Source organism: Curvibacter gracilis ATCC BAA-807 (assembly GCF_000518645.1).
GTDB classification, from domain to species: Bacteria; Pseudomonadota; Gammaproteobacteria; order Burkholderiales; family Burkholderiaceae_C; genus Curvibacter; species Curvibacter gracilis.
Map to the genome: position 1 here is coordinate 24,998 of NZ_KI912468.1, position 21,167 is coordinate 46,164.

Annotated in this window: 21 protein-coding genes; 14 read left to right on the forward strand and 7 right to left on the reverse strand. The window is 70.4% G+C overall.

Going from position 1 to position 21,167, the window contains the following annotated elements:
* Positions 1 to 61 precede the first annotated feature (61 nt).
* The 5 genes from L880_RS0130465 to phnX all read left to right on the forward strand — a co-directional run bounded on the left by L880_RS0130465 (position 62) and on the right by phnX (position 6,061).
* Positions 62 to 1,102: a putative 2-aminoethylphosphonate ABC transporter substrate-binding protein gene (locus tag L880_RS0130465; RefSeq protein WP_027478820.1), complete on the forward strand. Its 1,041-nt coding sequence runs from the start codon at positions 62 to 64 to the stop codon at positions 1,100 to 1,102.
* 40 nt (positions 1,103 to 1,142) lie between these two features.
* Positions 1,143 to 2,228 carry an ABC transporter ATP-binding protein gene (locus L880_RS0130470; RefSeq protein WP_027478821.1) on the forward strand — a complete coding sequence of 362 codons (1,086 nt, stop codon included), beginning with the start codon at positions 1,143 to 1,145 and terminating at the stop codon, positions 2,226 to 2,228.
* Positions 2,225 to 3,934 carry a putative 2-aminoethylphosphonate ABC transporter permease subunit gene (locus L880_RS0130475; protein ID WP_027478822.1) on the forward strand — a complete coding sequence of 570 codons (1,710 nt, stop codon included), beginning with the start codon at positions 2,225 to 2,227 and terminating at the stop codon, positions 3,932 to 3,934. The genes L880_RS0130470 and L880_RS0130475 overlap by 4 nt, the downstream gene beginning before the upstream one ends.
* 161 nt (positions 3,935 to 4,095) lie before the next feature.
* Positions 4,096 to 5,223 (forward strand): TIGR03364 family FAD-dependent oxidoreductase, encoded by a 1,128-nt coding sequence (locus tag L880_RS0130480; RefSeq protein ID WP_027478823.1) that lies wholly within the window; start codon positions 4,096 to 4,098, stop codon positions 5,221 to 5,223.
* A 19-nt stretch (positions 5,224 to 5,242) separates the two neighbouring features.
* A complete protein-coding gene (phnX, locus tag L880_RS0130485) occupies positions 5,243 to 6,061 on the forward strand; it encodes a phosphonoacetaldehyde hydrolase (RefSeq protein WP_027478824.1) in 819 nt (272 codons plus the stop codon).
* 23 nt (positions 6,062 to 6,084) lie between these two features.
* On the opposite strand, the gene L880_RS34015 is transcribed toward phnX, so the two are convergent.
* Genes L880_RS34015 through L880_RS0130500 form a run of 3 tightly spaced genes read right to left on the reverse strand, consistent with a single transcriptional unit; the run spans position 6,085 to position 9,009 of the window.
* Complete coding sequence (locus tag L880_RS34015) at positions 6,085 to 6,987, reverse strand: ABC transporter substrate-binding protein (protein ID WP_051443710.1); 903 nt, start codon at positions 6,985 to 6,987, stop codon at positions 6,085 to 6,087.
* Positions 6,988 to 6,991: 4 nt separating this feature from the next.
* Positions 6,992 to 7,621, reverse strand: a complete 630-nt coding sequence (locus L880_RS0130495; protein WP_051443711.1) for a c-type cytochrome — start codon at positions 7,619 to 7,621, stop codon at positions 6,992 to 6,994.
* A gap of 14 nt (positions 7,622 to 7,635) precedes the next feature.
* A complete protein-coding gene (locus L880_RS0130500) occupies positions 7,636 to 9,009 on the reverse strand; it encodes a hypothetical protein (protein ID WP_027478826.1) in 1,374 nt (457 codons plus the stop codon).
* A 272-nt stretch (positions 9,010 to 9,281) separates the two neighbouring features.
* Between L880_RS0130500 and L880_RS0130505 the strand changes: the two genes are divergently transcribed.
* From L880_RS0130505 to L880_RS0130520, 4 genes are all read left to right on the forward strand, one after another.
* On the forward strand, positions 9,282 to 9,743 hold the full coding sequence (locus L880_RS0130505) for a (2Fe-2S)-binding protein (RefSeq protein ID WP_027478827.1): 462 nt from the start codon (positions 9,282 to 9,284) through the stop codon (positions 9,741 to 9,743).
* Complete coding sequence (locus L880_RS0130510) at positions 9,740 to 12,040, forward strand: xanthine dehydrogenase family protein molybdopterin-binding subunit (RefSeq protein WP_043331152.1); 2,301 nt, start codon at positions 9,740 to 9,742, stop codon at positions 12,038 to 12,040. Before L880_RS0130505 ends, L880_RS0130510 begins: the two co-directional genes overlap by 4 nt.
* 45 nt (positions 12,041 to 12,085) lie before the next feature.
* Positions 12,086 to 12,517, forward strand: coding sequence for a MarR family transcriptional regulator (locus L880_RS0130515; RefSeq protein WP_043331155.1), 432 nt, complete (start codon positions 12,086 to 12,088; stop codon positions 12,515 to 12,517).
* A 271-nt stretch (positions 12,518 to 12,788) separates the two neighbouring features.
* Positions 12,789 to 13,583: a Crp/Fnr family transcriptional regulator gene (locus tag L880_RS0130520; protein ID WP_157463126.1), complete on the forward strand. Its 795-nt coding sequence runs from the start codon at positions 12,789 to 12,791 to the stop codon at positions 13,581 to 13,583.
* Between the two features lie 26 nt (positions 13,584 to 13,609).
* On the opposite strand, the gene ruvA is transcribed toward L880_RS0130520, so the two are convergent.
* Positions 13,610 to 14,185: a Holliday junction branch migration protein RuvA gene (gene ruvA, locus L880_RS0130525; protein ID WP_027478831.1), complete on the reverse strand. Its 576-nt coding sequence runs from the start codon at positions 14,183 to 14,185 to the stop codon at positions 13,610 to 13,612.
* A gap of 49 nt (positions 14,186 to 14,234) precedes the next feature.
* On the opposite strand from ruvA, the gene L880_RS0130530 reads away from it, so the two are divergent.
* The 3 genes from L880_RS0130530 to L880_RS0130540 all read left to right on the forward strand — a co-directional run bounded on the left by L880_RS0130530 (position 14,235) and on the right by L880_RS0130540 (position 17,480).
* Positions 14,235 to 15,197, forward strand: coding sequence for a PhoH family protein (locus L880_RS0130530; protein WP_027478832.1), 963 nt, complete (start codon positions 14,235 to 14,237; stop codon positions 15,195 to 15,197).
* Between the two features lie 50 nt (positions 15,198 to 15,247).
* Positions 15,248 to 15,700 (forward strand): rRNA maturation RNase YbeY, encoded by a 453-nt coding sequence (gene ybeY / locus L880_RS0130535; RefSeq protein ID WP_027478833.1) that lies wholly within the window; start codon positions 15,248 to 15,250, stop codon positions 15,698 to 15,700.
* A gap of 88 nt (positions 15,701 to 15,788) precedes the next feature.
* Complete coding sequence (locus L880_RS0130540) at positions 15,789 to 17,480, forward strand: SulP family inorganic anion transporter (protein ID WP_211245375.1); 1,692 nt, start codon at positions 15,789 to 15,791, stop codon at positions 17,478 to 17,480.
* Between the two features lies 1 nt (position 17,481).
* On the opposite strand, the gene dtd is transcribed toward L880_RS0130540, so the two are convergent.
* A complete protein-coding gene (gene dtd / locus L880_RS0130545; protein ID WP_027478835.1) occupies positions 17,482 to 17,937 on the reverse strand; it encodes a D-aminoacyl-tRNA deacylase in 456 nt (151 codons plus the stop codon).
* A 168-nt stretch (positions 17,938 to 18,105) separates the two neighbouring features.
* Here dtd and L880_RS0130550 point away from each other — a divergent pair, with 168 nt between their 5' ends.
* Together L880_RS0130550 and L880_RS0130555 are read left to right on the forward strand one after the other, a co-directional pair.
* The gene (locus tag L880_RS0130550; RefSeq protein WP_084461783.1) at positions 18,106 to 18,645 is read left to right on the forward strand and encodes a FecR family protein; all 540 of its coding nucleotides are present in this window, start codon (positions 18,106 to 18,108) and stop codon (positions 18,643 to 18,645) included.
* Positions 18,642 to 19,265: an OmpA family protein gene (locus tag L880_RS0130555; protein ID WP_027478837.1), complete on the forward strand. Its 624-nt coding sequence runs from the start codon at positions 18,642 to 18,644 to the stop codon at positions 19,263 to 19,265. Before L880_RS0130550 ends, L880_RS0130555 begins: the two co-directional genes overlap by 4 nt.
* A 4-nt stretch (positions 19,266 to 19,269) precedes the next feature.
* Here the strand turns inward: L880_RS0130555 and L880_RS0130560 are convergent, their stop codons facing one another.
* The gene (locus L880_RS0130560) at positions 19,270 to 20,106 is read right to left on the reverse strand and encodes an amidohydrolase family protein (RefSeq protein ID WP_043331158.1); all 837 of its coding nucleotides are present in this window, start codon (positions 20,104 to 20,106) and stop codon (positions 19,270 to 19,272) included.
* Positions 20,107 to 20,135: 29 nt separating this feature from the next.
* Positions 20,136 to 21,146, reverse strand: a complete 1,011-nt coding sequence (locus L880_RS0130565) for a tripartite tricarboxylate transporter substrate binding protein (protein ID WP_027478839.1) — start codon at positions 21,144 to 21,146, stop codon at positions 20,136 to 20,138.
* Positions 21,147 to 21,167: the final 21 nt, after the last annotated feature.

A 21,167-nucleotide genomic window follows, 5' to 3' on the forward strand; every position in this document is an offset into this window, starting at 1 on the left:
TCAGGCGCTTCTCGCCACCGGCCTCGCAATGACTTCGCAACGACTTTTCAGGACTCTCACCATGCGCACCACCTTCTCCACCTGGGCCCGCCGACTGGGCCTGCTCGGCACCGTGCTGGCCACCGCCCTGGCCGCCTCGCCCGCCCTGGCCAAGACCGAACTGCTGGTCTACACCGCCCTGGAAGCCGACCAGATCAAGGCCTACAAGAGCGCCTTCGAGCAGGACCACCCCGAGATCGAACTCAAGTTCGTGCGCGACAGCACCGGCATCGTCACCGCCCGCCTGCTGGCCGAAAAAGCCAATCCGCAGGCTGACGTGGTGTGGGGCCTGGCCGCCACCTCGCTGATGCTGCTGGACAAGGAGAACATGCTGCAGCCCTACGCCCCCAAGGGCCTGGAGGCCGTGCGCGCCAACATGCGCGACCCGCGCGCCACCCCCACCTGGGTGGGCATGGACCTGTGGTCCTCGGCCGTGTGCTTCAACACCGTGGAAGCCGCCAAGCGCAAGCTGCCCACCCCCACCAGCTGGGCCGACCTGACCAAGCCTGAGTTCAAGGGCACCCTGACCATGCCCCACCCCGCCTCCAGCGGCACCGGCTTTCTGATGGTCTCGGCCTGGCTGCAGATGATGGGCGAGGAAAAAGGCTGGGCCTTCATGGACGCCCTGCACCAGAACATGGGCGTGTACACCCACAGCGGCTCCAAGCCCTGCCGCCAGGCCGGCGCCGGCGAGTTCCCGGTGGGCCTGAGCTTCGAATACCGCGCCAACAAGACCAAGAAGGACGGCGCCCCGATCGACATCATCTTCCCCAAGGAAGGCCTGGGCTGGGACGTGGAAGCCACCGGCGTGATGAAGACCACCAAGAAGCTGGACGCCGCCAAGGCCCTGGCCGACTGGTCGGTGACCAAGAAGGCCAACGAACTGTACGCCGCCAACTTTGCCGTGCTGGCCCTGCCGCAGGTGCAGGAGCGCCTGGAGTTCGTGCCCTCCGACCTGGAAAAGATGCTGGCCAAGAACGACTTCGTCTGGGCTGCCGCCAACCGCGACCGCATCCTGACCGAGTGGGCCCGCCGCTACGAAGCCAAGGCTGAGAAGAAGTAATTCCCCCGCCCTGACCCTTGCCTGAGATCCGAGCCCCCGCATGCTGTCCATCCAACACATCACCAAGCGCTACCGCGCCCAACCCGTGCTGCGCGGCATCGCGCTGGACGTGGCCGCCGGTGAGTTCATCAGCCTGCTGGGGCCCTCGGGTTGCGGCAAGACCACCTTGCTGCGCATCCTGTGCGGCATCGAGACCCCCGACACCGGCAGCCTGACGCTGCGCGGCCAGGACATCACCGCCTGGCCGGCGGCGCAGCGCCGCTTCGGCGTGGTGTTCCAGAGCTATGCCCTGTTCCCCAACCTCACGGCGGCGCAGAACGTGGCCTTCGGCCTCCAAGGCGCGCCACGTCCACAGCAGGCCGAACGAGTGGCCGAGATGCTGGCCCTGGTCGGCCTGGGTGAGCAGAGCCACAAATACCCGGCCCAGCTCTCGGGCGGCCAGCAGCAGCGCGTGGCCCTGGCCCGCGCCCTGGCGCCACGGCCCGAGCTGCTGCTGCTCGACGAGCCCCTGAGCGCGCTCGATGCCCAGGTGCGCGGCAGCCTGCAGGCCGAAATCCGCCGCCTGCAACAACAACTGGGCATCACCACCGTGATGGTCACGCACGACCAGGACGAGGCCCTGTCGATGGCCGACCGGGTGGTGGTGATGCACGAGGGCCGGATCGAACAGCAGGGCTCGCCCCAGCAGCTGTACGCCCGCCCCGAAACCCGCTTTGTGGCCGGCTTTGTCGGCCGCATGAACCTGCTGCCGGCCCGCGTGGTGGCCGCCGGCTGGCTGGAGGCCGGCAGCACCCGCCTGGCCTGCGACACCAGCGCCTACCGCACCGGCAGCCCGGTGCTGCTGGGCCTGCGCCCCGAAGCCGTGGTGCTGCAGGCGGCCCCTGCCGCAACCCAAGCACTGCCCGCCAACAGCGTGCGCGCCCGCGTGCTGGAGACCCAGTTCCACGGCCCCACCGCCTTGCTGCGCCTGCACTGCGACAGCCTGCAGGCCACGCTGGACGCCCAATGGCCCACCGGCGTCGACGCCCGCCTGCCCGAGTGGCTGCACAACGAGCTGCTGCTGAGCCTGCCGGCGCCCGCCCTGCACGTGCTGCCGCTGCCCGAATCGGTGAGGCGCGCCGCATGAGCACGCTGCCCCTGACCCAGGCCCCAGCGTCAGCGCCCCCTGCAGCCACGGCCACGCCCGAGAAGCCCTGGCTGGCCGCCCTGCTGGGCGGAGCCCTGCTGCTGCTGGCCGTGGGCATTGCCCTGCCGGTGCTGGCCCTGCTGGGCATGAGCCTGTGGGGCAGCTCGGGCGAATTCGTGGGCCTGGCCCACTTTGCAGCCTATGCCCGCAGCCCCAATGTGCTGAGCTCGCTGTTCAACAGCCTGTGGCTGTCGGCCCTGAGCGCCAGCGTGTGCGTGCTGCTGGCCTATGGCTATGCCTATGCGCTGACCCAGTCCTGCGTGCGGGGCGCGCGGCTGTTCCGCGCCGTGGCCCTGATCCCGCTGCTGGCGCCCTCGCTGCTGATGGCCATCAGCCTGATCTACCTGTTCGGCAACCAGGGCCTGCTCAAGGGCGCGCTGCTGGGGCTGCCGGCCTACGGGCCCTTCGGCATCGTCACCGGCTCGGTGCTGTGGACCTTTCCGCACGCCCTGCTGATCCTCAGCACCGCGCTGGCCACCAGCGACGCTCGCCTGATCGAGGCCGCCACCACCCTGGGCGCCAGCCGCTGGCGCGTGTTCTGCCAGGTCACCCTGCCGGGCAGCCGTTACGGCCTGATGATTTCTTGGATCGTGGTGTTCGTGCTGGTGATCACCGACTTCGGCGTGCCCAAGGTGATCGGGGGCAACACCCAGGTGCTGGCCACCGACATCTACAAGCAGGTGATCGGCCAGCAGAACCTGCCCATGGGGGCCGTGGTGGCGCTGATCCTGCTGCTGCCGGCGGCCCTGGCCTTTGCCGCCGAACAGCACCTGCGCGCACGCCAGAGCGCCAGCCTGGGCGTGCGCTCGGTGCCCTACCAGCCACAGCCCCACCGGGTGCTGGACCGCGCCCTGTTCGCCTACTGCGCCCTGATCGCCCTGGCCCTGCTGGGCGTGCTGGCGGTGGCCGTGTTCGCCTCGCTGGCGAGCTTCTGGCCGTACAACCTCACGCCCTCGTTCAAGAACTACGACTTCGACATGATGGACGGTGGCGGCTGGGCCAGCTACGGCAACTCGCTGCGCATGGCCGCCGGCACCGCCGTGCTGGGCAGCGCGCTGAGCTTTCTGACCGCCTACCTGGTCGAGAAGCCACGCGCCTTTGCCACGGCGCGCCAGGTGCTCAACGGCATCGCCTCGGTGCCCATGGCGGTGCCGGGCCTGGCGCTCGGCCTGGGCTACATCCTGTTCTTCAACGCCGGCTGGAACCCCTTGCACGGCCTGTACGGCAGCCTGACGCTGATGAGCCTCTGCACCGTGGCGCATTGTTTCTCGGTGGCCCACATCACGCAGCTGACCGCGCTGCGCCAGCTCGACCGCGAGTACGAGCTGGTGGCCGAATCGCTGGGCGTGCCCTTCTGGAAGACGCTGTGGCGCGTGCACCTGCCGGTGTGCCTGCCCGCGCTGCTGCAGGTGGCGGGCTACTTCTTCGTGAGCGCCATGACCACCGTGTCGGCCGTGGTCTTCATCTACTCGCCCGAGACCACCCTGGCCTCGCTGGCCGTGCTGGCCATGGACGACGCGGGCGACATCGCCCCGGCCGCGGCCATGGCCACGCTGATCTTCATCAGCGCTGGCCTGGGCCGTGCCCTGCTGGGGGCGCTGGAGCGCCTGCTGGTGACGCGCACCCAGCGCTGGAGACGCCGTTGACGCGCCACAGCCCGCCCCCCGACAGCAGCTGAACGGCCGCAGCCTCCCCCACGCCGAGCCCCCCGTTGCCCGCGAATGTCCGCCAATGCCCGTTGAATTGGCCGGCAGGGGCGTACTCGGCCCATCCCTTTGTTCACAACCCTCAACCTGTCCACTTCACCATGAACAACAACCCCGAATCCTGTGACCTGCTCGTGGTCGGCGCCGGCATTGTCGGCCTGGCCCACGCCTACTGGGCGGCCCAACGCGGCCTCAAGGTGGTGGTGGTGGAGCGCGATGCCCAGTGCATCGGCGCCTCCATCCGCAACTTCGGCTTTGTCACCATCACCGGCCAGAAGGCCGGCGCGAGTTGGGGCCGCGCCCTGCGCTCGCGCCAGGTGTGGGCCGAGCTGGCCCCCCAGGCCGGCATCCAGGTGCTGCACCAGGGCCTGTGGCTGCGCGCCCAGCGGCCCGCCTCGCATGCGGTGCTGGAAGCCTTCATGCGCACCGAGATGGGTGAGCACTGCGAGCTGCTGAGCCCGGCCGAAGCCGCGCGCCGCCACCCGGCGCTGCAGACCGAGGGCCTGCAATCGGTGCTGTACAGCCCGCACGAGCTGCGCGTGGAGTCGCGCAGCGCCATTCCGCAACTCACGCAGTGGCTGGCCGAGGTGCTGGGCGTGCAGTTCCGCTTCGGCGAAACCGTGCAATCGGTGCAGACGCCGCGGGTCGAGACCTCGCGCGGACAGTACCGGGCCGAGCGCGTGGTGGTGTGCACCAATGCCGAACTCAACGGCCTGTTCGCCCCGCAATGGACGCCGCACCAGATCCGGCTGTGCCAACTGCAGATGCTGCGCGTGCAGCCCCAGCCCGGCTTCAAGCTGCAGGGCTCGGTGATGGGTGACCTGAGCCTGGTGCGCTACGAGGGCTATTCCGAGCTGCCCGAAGCCCAGGCGCTGCGCGAGCAACTGCTGCGCGAAGAGGGCTTGAGCCTGCAGCACGGCATCCACCTGATCGTGGTGCAGAGCGCCGACGGCTCGCTGGTGGTGGGCGACTCGCACCACTACGGGCCGGTGCTGCCGCCCTTCGCGCTCGAAGCGGTGGACCAGCTGATCCTGCGCCACCTGCGCGAGGCCCTGCACCTGAGCCAGGCCGAGGTGACCGAACGCTGGGTGGGCACCTACCCGTCCTCGGCCACCGAGCCCTGCATCGTGCAGGCCCCCGACGCCCACACCCGCCTGGTGACCGTGACCAGCGGCACCGGCGCCAGCACCGCCTTCGGCCTGGCCGAAGAAGTCTTCAACGCCTGGTGAACCCCACCGGAGGTAGCGCATGAACCACCCCTCTCTTCCCCTGCAAGCCGTCGTGTTCGACTGGGCCGGCACCGTGATCGACTTTGGCAGCCTGGCCCCCATGGACGCCTTTGTGCAGCTGTTTGCCCGCTACGGCGTGCGCATCGACGTGGCCGAGGCGCGCGTGCCCATGGGCCTGGCCAAGTGGGACCACATCCACGCCCTGGGCCACACCCCCCGCATCGCCGCCGAATGGCAGCGCGTGCACGGCCGCCCCTTTGACGACGCCGACTGCGACACGCTGTACGAGGTCTTCACGCCCATGAACGCCGCCAGCGTGCGCGACCATGCGCAGCTGATCCCGGGCGCGCTGGCCACCGTGCAGGCGCTGCGTGCACGCGGCCTGAAAATCGGCTCGACCACCGGCTACAACCGCCCCATCATGGCCGTGGTACAGCCCCTGGCCGCGGCCCAGGGCTACACGCCCGACAACCTGGTCTGCGCGGGCGACATGGTCAGCGCCCGGCCCGGCCCGCTGATGATGGTGCGCACCCTGTCCGACCTGCAGGTGTGGCCGCCCGCGGCCATGGTCAAGGTGGACGACACCGTGCCCGGCCTGCAGGAGGGCCGCGCCATCGGCTGCTGGGTGGTGGGTCTGGCCATCAGTGGCAACACCCTGGGCCTGAACGAAGCCCAGTGGCAGGCCACCCCGCCCGCCGAGCAACAGGCCCTGCGCGAACAGGCCACCGCCGAGCTGCTGGCCGGCGGCGCGCACTATGTGATCGACAGCGTGGCCGACCTGCTGCCGGTGCTGGACGCCATCGAAGCCCGCATGGCACGGGGCGAGCGCCCCGACTGACACCCGCAGGGGCCCACCGCCCCTCACCAGCTGGCGCGGTATTGCATGCGCTCCTGCCGCCCCTGGGTGGCCGGCAGGTAGCGCCGGCGCAGGGCGGCCACGGTCAGCATGCCCTGACGGTCCACCGCCAGATCCGGCGTCAGACCATGGGTCGGGTCCATCAGCAGGCCGTAGGCGGCCCGGGCCAGCGGCGGGTCCAGGCCTGGCACGTGGGCCTGCAGCAAGGCGCACGCAGCGGCCGGCTGACGCCGGCACCAGGCCAGTCCTTGGCGGTACGCCTGCAAAAAAGCCTTGAGTTCAACCGGGTGCTGCTCGGCCCAGGCCTGGCGCGTGGCGCCCACCGTGCCCTGGTAGTGGGGCAAGGCGTCGGCCGAACGGGCCAGCACCCGGCAGCCCTGCTGGGCCGCCAGCAGCTCATAAGGGGTGCGCAGCAGGGTGGCGGCGCAGCGCCCGGCCAGCAGCGCCTGGTAGCGCTGCTCGGTGCTGCCCTGCGGCTCGATGTGCAGCGCATCCTTCGGCAGGCCCGCCCGTGCCAGCAGCTCGTACAGCACCAGCGCAAAGCCGGTGTCGGGCGCGTCCACCGCCAGCACCCGGCCCTGCAGATCGTCCAGCGTGCGGATGCCGGGCGCCGCCACCAGACTCAGAAAGCCGGCGTCGCCACCGAGCACGATCACCGCATCGGGCTCACCCGGCACCGGCACCTCGGCCAGCTTCTGCTGGTAGGCCACCACGTTGTCGGCACTGACCAGGATCAGGGGGTAACGCCCCTCGGCAAAGCCCTGCATCATGGCGCGCGAACTGGGCGTCAGCGTGAGCTCGATCGCCAGGCCCCGCACTTCGAAAAAGCCTTGCTCGATGGCCGCCCACAGGGGCAGGTTCCAACCGCCATCGAACACACACACGGGCAAGGTCTGCAGCGTGCCCATGGCTTCAGAGGGCCTGCAGGTACAAGGCCAGGTCGTGCACCTGCTCGGGCGTCAGCGGGCCGGCCTCAGCCGCCATGGCCGCGCCATCGGCCCGGTCGTGGCCCTTGAACACCGCCAGTTGCTGGGTCAGGTAGCGGGCGTTCTGCCCGGCCAGACGCGGGATGGCGCCCAGGCCCTGGGCCTGCGCACCATGGCAGGCCACGCAGGCCAGCACGCCCCGGGCCGGCTCACCGGCCTGGAACAAGGCCTGGCCGCGCGCGTAGGCGGCCTGCTGCTCAGGGGTGCGGGCCGCAGCGCGGGCGGGTGCCGGCGGCTGGGCCGCGTAATAGGTGGCCAGCGACTGCAGGTCGGCCTCGCTGAGCCAGGACGCCACGCCCCACATGAAGCGCTGGGCATTCAGGTTGGCGCGGCTGTGGTCGCGGTAGGCCTTCAGTTGGGCCAGCAGGTAGGCCTCGCTTTGCCCGGCCAGGCTGGGGAACTGGCCCGAATCGGTGCGACCACCCGGGCCGTGGCAGCTCACGCAGACCTGGCGCGCCAAGGCCGGGGCTTCGTGGCCAGGCACGGTCTGCGCACCGGCCTGAGCCACCATCCAGGACAAGGCCATCGCGCCGGCGGCCAGAAAATGCTTTTTCATAGGATGTGCCCCCTTCAGAACAGAAACCACAAACCCAGGAACAGGGTGTTGTTGTCGGAGGGCTTGCGGCCCCGGCCGTCGATGTTGGCCGTGGCGCCATTCCACTTCAGGTAGCCGGTGTACTGCAGCATCAGGCGCATCTGCGGGTTCAGGTTGTAGTCCAGCTCGGCGATGAGGCTGCGGGTGTCGGGCCGGTCACTGACCGGGGCGCCCGTGGCGCTGTCGCGTACCCGGCCGTACAGGCCGGCGTCGCGGCTGCCGCGCACGTCCACATAGGCCAGCGAGGCGCCATAGGTGCGCTCGTACAGGTAAGAGGCCTTGAGCCGCAGGGCCTGCAGGTGGTTGTCGGGGTGGCTGGCCGCGCCGCGGGCAAAGCTGGCGCGCAGGTTCTGCCGCTCATGGCCCAGCGAGCCCTGCAGCGAGAAGATCGACGGGTCGGACAGAACCTGGTACTGCGCATCCAGCCCCAGGTCGGTGAAGCGGTCGGTGTCGCCGTGCGGTGTGCCGGGGTCGGGGTATTTGTCGGCCACCATGCCGTAGTGGCCCAGCATCAGCGAATGCGCGCCCCACTCGCGGTTCCAGGCCAGGCGCCAATACGGGTTGTTGTGGCCGCGCAGGCGGTTCATGCTGTCCAGCGAGACCCCGGTGCTCAGCACCCGCCAGGTGTTGACCGCGCTGCCGTAGGTGCTGAGTTCGCCATACCACTGGCGATCCCACCAGGCGTAGGCCCCCAGGCCCACCACTTTCTGGCCCAGCCCGCCGTCGAGCAGCATGCTGCCCATGGCCTGGGGCCGCGGCAGGTTGGAACCCGTGAACGGAATGCCGCGCCACACCGGCGTGCTGTTCCACACGTCCTGCAGGCTCGGGTTGTTGTTCAGGTTGAAGCCCAGCACCAGGTCCTTGCCCCCGAGGCGCAGGCGCTGGATCGCGCGCAGATCGAAGTCATGGATGCCGACATGCCCCACCGTGCCGCCGTCCTGGCCCGGCACGCGGTTGTTGTTGTAGGCCCACTGGGTGTAGCCGCCCACATGGTCGTTGATCTTGCCTGCGGCGAACACCGAGAGGCGGTCAAACTGCAGATCGCCTTCGTGCGGCATCAGCGTGCGGCCGCCCGCATCCTGCGACTGGGCCATCTGGGTCAGCGAGGCCTGCATCATCACCGCCAGCGGCACCGCCGCCCGCTCGCCCCAGGTGTAGCCGTTGAGCTTGAATTCGCGTCCAAAGGGCGTCAGCTCGGGGAAAGCGGTGTGGCAGGCCACGCAGTTCTCGCCGGTCTGACGGGCAAAGGCGGGCACGGCCTGGGCGGGCGCCGCCAGCAGGGCGCACAGCACCAGCCCCCAGGCGATGAGCAGAGGGCGGATCAAGACAAGGGGGCGTCTGTTGGGCATGGGCTGTGCTCCTGGTGGCTGCACCGACGGCGTGGCGCAGGGGCAGAGGATGCAAGCAGCGACAGCGCCCGTGGCCCGCCATTTGCAAACAAGCGTTTCATGCCCGCCCCCCCTGCAGGCGGCGACAGCCACCGAAGGCAATCCCGGATTCGCACCGCAGCGGACCTTCAACGCACACACAAAGGTTTCATGAAAAGGGCCAAAAGCACAAAATGTGACTTTGCGGCCAGCCCAAGCTGTCGCACCGTGCCCCCAAGAATGCAGGAGACACCATGAAGCTGCGGGTCAATGACCACGAGACCGAATTCGATGCCCCACCCGACATGCCCCTGCTGTGGGTGTTGCGCGATGAGTTGGGCCTGACCGGCACCAAGTTCGGCTGTGGCGTGGCGGCCTGCGGGGCCTGCACGGTGGAGGTCGACGGCGTGGCCCTGCGCTCCTGTGTGCTGCCGGCCAGTGCGCTGGCCGGGCGCTCGGTGCGCACCATCGAGGGCTCGCCGGACCGCATCGTGGCGGCGCTGCAGGCGGCCTGGGTGCGGCACCAGACACCCCAGTGCGGCTACTGCCAGGGCGGCATGATCCTGGCGGCGGCCTCGCTGCTGCGCCAGAACCCGACCCCCGGCGATGCCGACATCGACCAGGCCATCACCAACCTGTGCCGCTGCGGCACCTACCAACGCATCCGCGCCGCCATCCACGATGCGGCCCAAGCCCTGCAGGGAGCCCGCGCATGAACCGCAGCCTGCCCCCCACCCTGAACCGCCGCCGTTTTCTGCTCGCCGGCGCTGCGCTCGGAGGCGGCCTGCTGGTGGGCTGCAGCGGCCAGCGCCTGGGCGAGGGCGCCACCTTCGACCCCGTGGACGGCCAGGTGGCGCTGAATGCCTGGGTCAAGATCACCCCCGACGACCGGGTGATCGTCGCCGCCCCCCGCTCGGAGATGGGCCAGGGGGTGCACACCGGCCTGGCCCAGTTGCTGGCCGACGAGCTGGACGCCCGCTGGGACCAGGTCAGCGTCGAGGCCGCCCCGCTGGCCCGCGTGTACGCCAACACCGCCTTGCTGCTGAATGTGTCGCCCCTGCTGCCCGACGACGACGGCCTGCTGGCCCGCCTGACCCGGGCCTCGCTGCAGACCGTGGGCTATGCGCTGGCGCTGCAGGTGACGGGGGGCTCGTCCAGCATCCGCGATGCCTGGGAGCCCCTGCGCCTGGCCGGCGCCACGGCGCGCCAGCAACTGCTGGCCGCCGCCGCCGCCCGGCTGCAGCTGCCGCTGGCCGAGCTGACGGTGCAGGACGGCCTGGTGCGCCACGCCGCCAGCGGCCGCACGCTGCGCTTTGGCGAGCTGGCCCAGGCCGCGGCGGCCCTGCCGGCCCCCAGCGACGTGAGCCTCAAGCCGGCCTCGGCACGCCGCCTGATCGGCCAGCCCGTGCCGCGCACCGACATCCCGGTCAAGGTCAACGGCCAGGCGCGCTTTGGCATCGACACCCGCCTGCCCGGCCTGCTGTATGCCGCCATCCGGCAATGCCCGGTGTTCGGCGGCCCGGTGTTGGGAGGCCGTCTGCGCCCCTTCGACCTGCCGGCGGCCCGCGCCCTGCCCGGCGTGAAAGACGTGATCACCCTGAACGAAGAGGCCGTGGTGGTGCTGGCCGCCAACACCTGGACCGCACAGCAGGCCGTGAACGCCCTGCCCTTGCAATGGGACGAAGGGCCGCATGCCCAGCTCGATTCGGCCGCCGTGTCGGCCCAGCTGCGCGCCGCGCTGCAAGACAGTGGCCTGCACGGCGGCACGCGCTTTCGCCACCAGGGCGATGCCGACGCCGTGCTGGCCCAGACCCCGGCGCAGCGCCGCCTGCAGGCCGAGTACGAAGTGCCCTTTCTGGCCCACGCCGCACTCGAGCCCGTGAACTGCACGGCCCAGGTCAAGGGCGGGCAGGTCACGGTGTGGTGCGGCACCCAGGCGCCCTCGCTGGCGCAGCTGCTGGCCGCGCGCGTGGCCGAGGTGGACACCGACCAGGTCACGGTCCATGTGCCTTTGCTGGGCGGGGGCTTCGGGCGCCGGCTCGAGTCCGACATGGTGGAGCAGGCCGTGGCCGTGGCCCTGCGCACGCAGGGGGCCCCGGTCAAACTGACCTGGTCGCGTGAGGAAGACCTGCAGCACGACATGTACCGCCCCGCCGCCATGGCCCGCTTCGAGGCAGCGCTGGACGAGCAGGGTCGCCCCCTGGCCTGGCGCAACAGCGTGGCCGCGCCTTCGGTCGGGCTGTCGACGATGCAGCGTCTGCTGCCGTCCCTGGCCATGGACATGCCCGACAAGAACCAGATCGAGGGTGCCTTCGAGCTGCCCTATGCGGTGCCCAACCTGGAGGTGCGCCAGTTCCGCTGCGCCACGCCCGTGCCGGTGGGCAGTTGGCGCAGCGTGGGGCACAGCTACAACGCCTTTTTCACCGAATGCTTTCTCGACGAGCTGGCCCATGCCGCCGGGCAAGACCCGGTGGCCTACCGCCTCAGCCTGCTGGCCCAGCAGCCGCGCCACCAGGCCGTGCTGAAGGCCGCGGCCGAGCGCGCTGGCTGGGGCCAGCCGTTGCCGCCGGGGCGGGCCCGGGGCGTGGCGCTGCATGAGTCCTTTGGCTCGGTCTGCGCCCAGGTGGCCGAGGTGGCCCTCGAAGGCGGCCGGCTGCGCGTGCACCGGGTGGTGGTGGCCCTCGACTGCGGCACCGTGGTCAACCCCGACACGGTGGACGCGCAGTTGCAAAGCGCCGTCGTCTACGGCCTGAGCGCCGCGCTGATGGGCGAGATCACGCTCAAGGACGGGCGCGTGCAACAGCACAACTTCCCCGACTACGACGCGATCCGCCTGGCCGACATGCCGCGCATCGACACCGTGCTGCTGCCCAGCGCCTCGGCACCGGGCGGCGTGGGCGAGCCCGGCACACCGCCGGTGGCCCCGGCGGTGGCGAATGCCTGCTTCGCCCTGAGTGGCGAGCGCCTGCGCCGGCTGCCGCTGAGGCCTGCGCAACAGGTCAAGACCACCTGACAAACCCGAAGCTGTGCGACCCGCAAACCGGGCCACAATCGCGCCATGAAAGCGCACAAGAACCTGCTGCGGCACCTGCTGCTGAGCCGTTACGAATGGATTGAACAGCGCATGCTGGCGCGTGCTGCCCGCAACGGCTATGGCGAGGTCACGGCTGCCATGAGCCGCCTGTTCACCCACCTGGGCGGCCGGCCGGTGGGCCTGTCGGAGCTGGCGCGCAGGCTCGGCGTGTCGCGCCAGGCCGTGCACCAGCTGGCCCGCGAGGCCGCGGCCCTGAACCTGGTGGAGTTCGTGCCCAGCGAGACCGATGGCCGGGTCAAGCTGCTGCGCTTCACCCAGCGCGGCTGGGCCATGTCGGACAGCGCGGCCGAAGAGATAGCGGCCATCGAAGCCGAGATCGCCCAGCAGATCGGCGCCCCCGCCCTGCAGACCCTGCGCGAACTGCTGTCCCAGCCCTGGGGGCCAGGCGAGCGTTGACGCCCCGACCCCGGGTAAACACCCAGGCCAGATCAAGCCCGGCAGATTGACAGCCCTCGGCTGAGGCTGAAGAATCGAATGTTCGTCAATAACGTTGACATTCAGCCCCTCCCGCGGGATGCCAGGACGCTGCCAGCGAGGCGCTCTCAGGGGCCATGTCTCGCCGCAGACCTAGGTAGTGATGCCGCCGATCCGGCTGCCGGCGCACGGAGGGCCGCTGTGCGGGTTCAATCAGCCGGCTTGTCAGCCATGACCTCAAGGAGATCACGCCGTGTCCAGTAACGCCATGCGGGCTGCCCACCACCAGGGGGCTTACTTCCAGCTGCCCGACGAAGCCCCGCGCCTGCACCGCGACGAGCGTGAGGCCCTCGAGCGCGATGCCTGGTTCGCCTCGCTGCCGCCGCTGCTGCGCCACGACATCCTGCGCGTGCTGCAGGTCGACCGCTACCGCGACGGCCAGCCCCTGGCCGACCCGCTGGGCGGGCAGCACCACCCCTGGATGGGCTGTGTGCGAGGGGCGGTGCGCATCTGCAGCGAAGCCTTCAGCGACCTGCCGCACACGCTCGACTTCGCCGGCCCGGGCCAATGGTTCAGCCTGGGCCCTGCGGGCGATGCGGCGGGCGATGACCTGGGCCCCGACGAGCCAGCGGTGTACGCCGTGGCCCACCGCGATACCACCGTGGTGCGCATTCCGCGCGCCGCCATGGCCGGCCTGCTGCAGCGCCACCCCAGCTTCGGCCCCTCGCTGCTGCGCCAGTCCGCGTTGCAGACCCGGCGCCTGATGGAGCGCACCGACGACCTCAAATCACTCAGCCTGGGTCAGCGCCTGGCCAAGCAACTGGCCCTGATGGCCGGCCAGGCGGGCCCGCTGGGCGAAGGCGGGCCGGCCCGGGTGGTGCTGGACATGGCACAACACGAACTGGCCAGCCTGCTCGGGGCCTCGCGCCAGCGCATCAACCAGCAACTCAAGCGGCTGGAACAGCTCAACGCCATCCAGGTGGCCACCGGGCGCCTGCTGGTGCGCGACCACCGCATGCTCCAACGCATCGGCGAGCAAGGCTGCTGAGGCCCCAAGGGGCCTCAGCGTGGCGCTTACCTTGCCAGGGCTTTCAGGGCCAGTTTGATGCCTTCGCTGACGCCGACGTCGGGGGGCAGGGCTTTCAGGGCGGCGGCGGCCTCCTTGTCGTTGTAGCCGAGCGCCAGCAGGGCCTGCTGGATGTCGGCCTGGGCATCGCTGGCCGCGGCGGGGCGCAACAGGTCGATTTCGGCGCCGAGCTTGCCCTTGAGTTCGAGCAGCAGGCGCTCGGCCGTCTTCTTGCCGATGCCGGGCACCTTGACCAGGCGGCCCGACTCCTGCTGGGTGATGGCCTGGGCCAGCTCGTTCACGCTCATGCCCGAGAGCACGCTCAAGGCGGTGCGCGGGCCCACGCCGCTGATCTTGATCAGCTGGCGAAAGGCATCGCGTTCACCAGCGGTGCCGAAGCCGTACAGAATCTGCGCATCCTCGCGCACCACGAAGTGCGTCAGCAGCGACACTTTCTCGCCCAGGCCGGGCAGGTTGTAGAAGGTGCTCATGGGCACGTCCACTTCATAACCCACGCCGTGACAGTCCACCAACAGCTGCGGCGGGTTCTTGTCTGAGAGGGTTCCGGTCAATTTGCCTATCATTGCAGTCCTTGCGGCCCCGTCTCGGGGCCCTTCGGCCGGAATTATCAGCTTGATCGTCAGACACACCTTCACTCCCCACAACAACCTGCGCCTGGGCCACCTGTGCGGCGCGATGGACGAGCACCTGCGCACCATCGAGGCGGGGCTGCAGGTCAGCATCGCGCACCGGCACGAGCAGTTCAAGGTGGACGGCCCCAAGGCCCGGGCCACCCAGGCCATGGAGGTGCTGCAGGCCCTGTACGAGATCGCCGAGCGGCCTATTCCCGCCGAAACCGTGCAGCTGATGCTGGCCGGCGACACCGCCCTGCCCGAGGCCCCGGGCGCGGGCGTGGTGCTGAGCACGCGGCGCGCCGACCTGCGCGCCCGCACGCCCACCCAGGGGGCCTATCTGGACAACATCGCCACCCACGACATCACCTTCGGCATCGGCCCGGCCGGCACCGGCAAGACCTACCTGGCCGTGGCCTGTGCGGTGGACGCACTGGAGCGCAGTGCGGTGCAGCGCATCGTGCTGACCCGCCCGGCCGTGGAGGCCGGCGAGCGCCTGGGCTTTCTGCCCGGCGACCTGACGCAGAAGGTCGACCCCTACCTGCGTCCGCTGTACGACGCGCTGTACGAGCTGATGGGCTACGACAAGGTGCAAAAGGCCTTCGAACGCAACGCGCTCGAGATCGCTCCGCTGGCCTTCATGCGCGGGCGCACGCTGAACAACGCCTTCGTGATCCTGGACGAGGCCCAGAACACCACGCCCGAGCAGATGAAGATGTTCCTCACCCGCATCGGCTTCGGCGCCAAGGCGGTGGTGACCGGCGACGTGAGCCAGATCGACCTGCCCAAGGGCGCGCCCAGTGGGCTGATCGACGCCGAGCGCGTGCTCAAGCGTGTCAAGGGCATTGCGGTGACCCGCTTCACCAGCGCCGACGTGGTGCGCCATCCGCTGGTGGCCCGCATCGTGGACGCCTACGACGCCGTGGGCCGCACGGGCACGGCAGCCCGGCGCCATGCCGAGTGAGCCCTGAAGCCCTGAATACGCCCCGAGTGCCCCACCGCCAAGCCCCCACCATGTCCCTGCCCGAACTCTCGCTGTCGCTGCAATTCGCCCGCTTCCCCGAGGCCGCCGCCCACCGCGCCGCCCTGCCCCGCGCCCAGGTGGCGCGCTGGATCCGCCATGCCCTGCCGCGGCCCGGCGAGATCACGGTGCGCATCGTGGGCACCGAGGAAGGGCGCGAACTCAACCTGGCCTACCGCGGCAAGGACTACGCCACCAATGTGCTCACCTTCGACTATGCGCAAAGCCCGGTGGTGATGGCCGACCTGGTGCTGTGCGCCCCGGTGGTCGAGCGTGAGGCCCAGGAGCAGAACAAGCCGCTGCAGGCCCACTACGCCCACCTGCTGGTGCATGGCGCCCTGCATGCCTGTGGCTACGACCACGAGACCAACGAACGCGACGCACTCGAGATGGAAACCCTCGAGATCCTGCTGCTGGGCGCGCTGGGCTTCCCAAACCCTTATTGACGCCCCCGGCGCGACGGGCCATCCTGGCCCGGAGCGCCGTGATCCATCTCATCCGGCTCTGGCCAGTGCTGGGGCGGCGCCCGTTTCCATGTCCACACCTGATCCCGCACCACCGTCCCTGTCATCGCAACCGGCGGTGCACGAACCTGCGCCCGCAGGGCTGCTGCGCCGCCACGGCGCCGACCTGCTGGCCGGCCTGTCGGTGGCCGGCGTGCTGCTGCCCGAGGCCGTGGCCTATGCCGCCATTGCCGGGGTCGAGCCCCTGCATGCGCTGATCGCCGCCCTGGTGGGCCTGTGCATCTACCCGCTGCTGGGCAGCAGCCGCTTTGCCATCGTGGCGCCCACCTCATCGGCCGCCGCGGTGTTTGCCTCGGCCGTGGCCATCGGCGGGCCGGCCATGGGTTACGCCCTGGTGGGCCTGACCGGGCTGATGTTCATCGTGGCCTCGGTGCTGCGCGCCGGCTACCTGGGGGCGTTCATCTCACGCCCTGTGCTGCGGGGCTTTGCCTGGGCCCTGGCGGTGACCATCGTGATCAAGCAGCTGCCCCACATGGCCGGCGTGGCGGCCCACGGCAGCCTGCCGCTGCCCCTGCTGTGGCACTGGCTGCACGAATCCGCCCTGTGGCACCAGGCCAGCCTGGCCCTGGGCTTTGGCGCCCTGGCCCTGTGGCTGACGCTGCGCCAGGTGGCGCAGCGCTGGGTCTTTGTGCCGCCCTCCCTGCTGGTGTTGGGCCTGGGCATCGCGCTGTCGGGGGGGCTGGGCCTGGGCGATCAAGGGGTGAAGCTGGTCGGCGACATCGACTGGCAGGGCCTGGGCTGGCAATGGCCCGAGCTGCGCACCGAACAATGGCTGCGGGCAGCCGAAATCGCCCCGGCGCTGCTGCTGATCCTGTTTGCCGAATCCTGGGGTTCGGTGCGTTCGCTGGCGCTGCAGCACGGCCACACCGTGCGCGCCAACCGCGAGCTGATGGCGTTGGGCGCGGCCAACCTGGTGAGCGGTCTGGTGCAGGGGCTGCCGGTGGGGGCGGGCTTTTCGGCTGCCATGGCCAGCCACTCGGCTGGTGGGCGCAGCCAATGGGCCGGTGTGGGCGCCGCGCTGGCGCTGGCCTTGCTGCTGTGGCTGGCCCGCCCCTGGCTGGCCCTGATGCCGGTGCCGGTGCTGGCCGCGGTGGTGACGGCCATCCTGTCGCACAACCTGTGGCCCAAGGCCCTGATCGCCACGCTGCGCCTGGGCAGCGATGCCTGGCTGGCGCTGGTGGCGGGCGCGGGCGTGCTGTGGTTCGGCGTGCTGTTCGGCATGCTGCTGGCGGTGGCCCTGTCGCTGCTGCTGGCGCTGCGCCGCTTTGCCCAGCCCCTGGTGTCCGAACTGGGCCTGCTGCCCGGCACGCGCGACTACCTCGACTGCGAGCGCCACCCCGAAACCCGGGTGCAGGCCGGCATCCTGGTGATGCGGCCCGAAGAGCCGCTGTTCTTTGCCAACGCCGAGCAGGTCTTCAGCCTGGTGCGACAGCGCGCCGGTCAGCGCCAGGCCCAGGTGGTGGTGCTGAGCCTGGAGATGAGCGACGACTTCGACACCACGGTCATGGAAAGCCTGGCCGAGTTCACAGCCGGGCTGAACCAGAGCGGTGTGGGGCTGCTGCTGGCGCGGGTCAAGGACAAGCCGCGCGAAGCGCTGCTGCGCCAGGGCCTGGCCGATGGCCGCCAGGGCCACCCCACCCTGTACTGGAGCGTGGACGACGCCATGAAGGCCGCGCAGCGCCTGCTGCAGAAAAACGGTTGAGTCAGACCATGCGCAAGGGGATGGTGATCGGGCCGTCGTTGACCAGGTGCACCTTCATGTCGGCGGCAAAGATGCCCGTGGCCACCTCGGGGTGAAGACTGCGCGCCTGCTGCACCAGGTGCTCATAGAGGCGGCGCCCGTCATCGGGGGCGGCGGCCTGGGTGAAGCTGGGGCGGTTGCCGCCGCTGCAATCGGCCGCCAGGGTGAACTGGCTCACGATCAGCAGGCCGCCGTGCCGGCCCTGGCCATCCAGGTCCTGCACCGAGCGGTTCATCTTGCCGGCCTCGTCGCTGAAGATGCGCAGCTTGAGAATCTTCTGCAGCAGCCGCTCGGCCACCGCCTCGGTGTCGCCGCGCTCGGCACAGGCCAGCACCAGCAGCCCCGGCCCGATCTGGCCCACCGTCTGGCCCTCCACCACCACCCGTGCCTCGCTGACACGTTGAATCACACTGATCAAAAACTCACCTCTTCAAGCCAGTTGCTGACAAAAATCGAAAAAAAGTGCTGCCGTTAACATACCGTTAATCGGAAATGTTACCGTTTACCTTATTTTTCAACGCTTCTTCCAGATCAGGTCGCAGTTTGCCATTGGGCACCCTGGCCTGTTCTCTCAACGACCGCACCGATGATCAAGCCTCTCCAATCTCCTGCGTGGCCCGTGTGGGCCTCACTGCTGACCCTGCTGCTGGGTCTGGGCCAGGCCCGCGCGCAAAGCACACCGGCAGCGGCCAGCCCGGCCACCGCCAGCCCCAGCGCTGCCGCGGCGCCCGCCGCCCGCGAGCGGGCGGCCACGGTCAAGCTGGTCAACGGCCCGGTGCTGGCCCGCGGCCCGCAAGGCGAACGCCCCTTGAACTCAGGTGACGAAGTGGCCGCCAGCGAGCGCGTGCTGACCGGCAAGGCCGGCTCGGTCAGCCTGGTGCTGCGCGACGGCAGCACGCTGATGCTGGGCCCCGACAGTGCGCTGGACCTGAAAGAGTTCCGCTTCAACCCGACCACCAACGAAGGCAGCGTGGTGCTGTCGGTGGTCAAGGGCACGCTGCGCATGATCACCGGCCTGATCGGCAAGACCCGCCCCGAGTCCGTGCGCATCACCACCCCGACCTCGACCATCGGCGTGCTGGGCACCGACTTCATTGTCGAAGTGAGCGAGGAGGTGCAGCCATGATCGCCCGCCGCCTGGCCCTTTTGTCGCTGCTGGCCCTGACGGCCCTGGCCGGCTGCTCGACACCGCCCCCGCCCAAGCCCCCCGTGCCGCGCATGCAGGTGGTGCTGCTGCCCCAGGAAGACGGCCGCCCCACCGGCGTGGTGGTGCAGTCGGGCAACGCCAGCCAGACGCTGGTGGAGCCCTTCCAACGCGCCAGCAGCCGGGCCAACCAGGCCCCGGTGGTCGACCAGGCCGACCCCGAACAGGTGCGCCAGGCCTACGACCCGCTGTTCAAGATCGCGCCCCCGAAGCCGGTGCGCTACGTGCTGTTCTTCCAGCCCGGCGGCACCCGCCTGACGGGTGAATCGCAGGCCGAGCTGCCGCGCATCCAGGCCGAAGCCGCCCGCTACCCCGGGGTGGAGATCCTGGTGGTGGGCCACACCGACACCAAGGGCAGCGGCGACGGCAACGACGCCCTGTCGCTGCGCCGGGCCCAGCAGGTGCGCGATCTGCTGGTGCAGCAAGGCCTGCCCGCCAACCACATCGAAGCCGTGGGCCGTGGCGAGCGCGAGCTGGCCGTCGCCACCGGCGACGAGGTGGACGAGCCGCGCAACCGCCGGGTGGAAATCCAGCTGCGCTGAGGCCTCAGGCGTACAGCCGTGGCCCCGCCTCACGCACCGCCTGGGCCACGGTCGGGCCCAGGGCCTGCAGCACCGGCTGCCACACGCTGTCATAGGCCGGCAGCGCGTCGGGGGCAAACGAGGTGTGCGGCCAATCAGAACCCCAGACCAGGCGGGGCACCTCGCCCGCTGCGGCATGGCGTGCCGCCCGCTCGGCCACGCGCTGGATCGTGTTGAACAACGCGGCATAGGGCGCTTGCGCGCCCAGTCGGTACCAGCCAGAGAGCTTGACCCAGGCCCCCAGGGCCAGCAGGCGATCCAGCGTCTGCCATGCAGGGTCATCGCCCGGCAGGTCGGCGTGCAGGCCGGCCAGGTGGTCCAGCACACAGGGCAGGCCGGTGCGCTGATGCCAGGCCAGGATGGCCGGCAGATCGCTCGCGCGGGCATACCACTGCACATGCCAGCCCAGGGCGGCCAGGCGCGGCGCCAGGGCGGCCAGATCGTCCGCCCCACTGCCCAAGCCATTGCCCACCGGCGACACCAGGTTGAAACGCACGCCCCGCACGCCCAACTGCTGCATCTGCGCCAGCGCCGCGTCGGTGACCGAGGCATCGACCACCACCACCCCCCGGTGCCGGCCCGGCTCGCGCGCCAGCGCCTGCAGCAGCAACTGGTTGTCGCAGGCATACACACTGGGCTGCACCAGCACCAGGTGGCCCACGCCGTGGGCCTGGGCCAGGGCCTCGATGTCTGACAAGGGTCGGTGCACCGGCTGGTAATGACCGGCCGCCACGGGCAGATCGGCATCGAACACATGGACATGGCAGTCCCAGCCCGGGGCGGGCAGAGGCGTGGGTGCCATGGAGGGGGCAGTGACCTGACTCATCGCGCTCAACCCACCGAAATCTTGCGCTCGCGCACCACCTGGGCCCACAGCACCTGCTGCTCGCGGATGAAGCGGCCCGCACTGGCCTGCGTGGCATCGGCAAACACATCGCCCCCCAGTTGGCGCACCCGGCCCAGCACCTCGGGGTCGGCCAGGGCGCGGCGGATGCCGGCCACCAGGGCCAGGCGTGTGGGCTCGGGCAGGCCGGCGGGGGCCAGCACCGGGTTCCACTCCAGCACCTCGTAGCCGGCCACACCGGCCTGCTCCATCGTGGGCACATCGGGCAAGGAGCGCGCGCGCACCCGGCTGGTCACGGCCAGGGCGCGCAGCTTGCCGGCCTGGATGTGCCCCAGCGACGAGGCCACATTGGCAAAGAACAGGGGCACCTGGCCGCCCATCACGTCATTCAAGGCCGGGCCACCGCCCCGGTAGGGCACATGCGCCAGCTGCACGCCGGCCCGGGCCTCGAACAGGGCGCCCGCCAGGTGCTGGGCCGAGCCATTGCCCGAGGAGGCATAGGCCAGCTCGCCCGGCTTGGCCCGGGCCAGGCGCAGCACGTCGCGCACCGACTGGGCCTCGAAGCTGGACGTGCACACCAGCACGTTCGGGAAGGTGGCCAGCACCGCCAGCGGGGTGAAGGCCTTGGCGCTGTCGTAGGGCAGGCGCGGGTACAGCGAGGGGTTGACGGCAAAGGACGAGGCGTCGAGCAGCAGCGTGCTGCCGTCGGGGGTGGCGCGCGCCACCTGGCTGGCCGCGAGTTGGCCGCTGGCGCCGGGCTTGTTGTCGACCACCACGGTCTGGCCCAGGGCCTCGGCCAGGCGCGGCGCCACGATGCGCGCCATCAGGTCGGCGCCACCACCGGCCGGGTAGGACACCACCAGGGTGATGGTGCGCCCGCCGGCAATGGGCTGGGCGGCGGGTTGGGCCGCCCTCAGCCCAGGCGCCGCCAGGGTGGCCGCAGCGCCCAGACAGAAGTGGCGGCGTTGCATGCCGGCGAAAGAGGTGGATTCGGTCATGGTCTTGTCTCCTCGGTGGAT

Excerpts from the sequence above, each read along its gene's own strand:
- L880_RS0130465 (WP_027478820.1), top strand. The coding sequence starts at position 62 with ATGCGCACCACCTTCTCCACCTGGGCCCGCCGACTGGGCCTGCTCGGC.
- L880_RS0130515 (WP_043331155.1), top strand. The coding sequence starts at position 12,086 with ATGAAAGCGCACAAGAACCTGCTGCGGCACCTGCTGCTGAGCCGTTAC.
- L880_RS0130495 (WP_051443711.1), bottom strand. The coding sequence starts at position 7,621 with ATGAAAAAGCATTTTCTGGCCGCCGGCGCGATGGCCTTGTCCTGGATG.
- L880_RS0130555 (WP_027478837.1), top strand. The coding sequence starts at position 18,642 with ATGATCGCCCGCCGCCTGGCCCTTTTGTCGCTGCTGGCCCTGACGGCC.
- L880_RS34015 (WP_051443710.1), bottom strand. The coding sequence starts at position 6,987 with ATGGGCACGCTGCAGACCTTGCCCGTGTGTGTGTTCGATGGCGGTTGG.
- ruvA (WP_027478831.1), bottom strand. The coding sequence starts at position 14,185 with ATGATAGGCAAATTGACCGGAACCCTCTCAGACAAGAACCCGCCGCAG.
- L880_RS0130565 (WP_027478839.1), bottom strand. The coding sequence starts at position 21,146 with ATGACCGAATCCACCTCTTTCGCCGGCATGCAACGCCGCCACTTCTGT.
- L880_RS0130475 (WP_027478822.1), top strand. The coding sequence starts at position 2,225 with ATGAGCACGCTGCCCCTGACCCAGGCCCCAGCGTCAGCGCCCCCTGCA.
- L880_RS0130540 (WP_211245375.1), top strand. The coding sequence starts at position 15,789 with ATGTCCACACCTGATCCCGCACCACCGTCCCTGTCATCGCAACCGGCG.
- L880_RS0130560 (WP_043331158.1), bottom strand. The coding sequence starts at position 20,106 with ATGGCACCCACGCCTCTGCCCGCCCCGGGCTGGGACTGCCATGTCCAT.
- L880_RS0130470 (WP_027478821.1), top strand. The coding sequence starts at position 1,143 with ATGCTGTCCATCCAACACATCACCAAGCGCTACCGCGCCCAACCCGTG.
- L880_RS0130550 (WP_084461783.1), top strand. The coding sequence starts at position 18,106 with ATGATCAAGCCTCTCCAATCTCCTGCGTGGCCCGTGTGGGCCTCACTG.
- phnX (WP_027478824.1), top strand. The coding sequence starts at position 5,243 with ATGAACCACCCCTCTCTTCCCCTGCAAGCCGTCGTGTTCGACTGGGCC.
- L880_RS0130500 (WP_027478826.1), bottom strand. The coding sequence starts at position 9,009 with ATGCCCAACAGACGCCCCCTTGTCTTGATCCGCCCTCTGCTCATCGCC.
- L880_RS0130510 (WP_043331152.1), top strand. The coding sequence starts at position 9,740 with ATGAACCGCAGCCTGCCCCCCACCCTGAACCGCCGCCGTTTTCTGCTC.
- L880_RS0130505 (WP_027478827.1), top strand. The coding sequence starts at position 9,282 with ATGAAGCTGCGGGTCAATGACCACGAGACCGAATTCGATGCCCCACCC.
- ybeY (WP_027478833.1), top strand. The coding sequence starts at position 15,248 with ATGTCCCTGCCCGAACTCTCGCTGTCGCTGCAATTCGCCCGCTTCCCC.
- L880_RS0130480 (WP_027478823.1), top strand. The coding sequence starts at position 4,096 with ATGAACAACAACCCCGAATCCTGTGACCTGCTCGTGGTCGGCGCCGGC.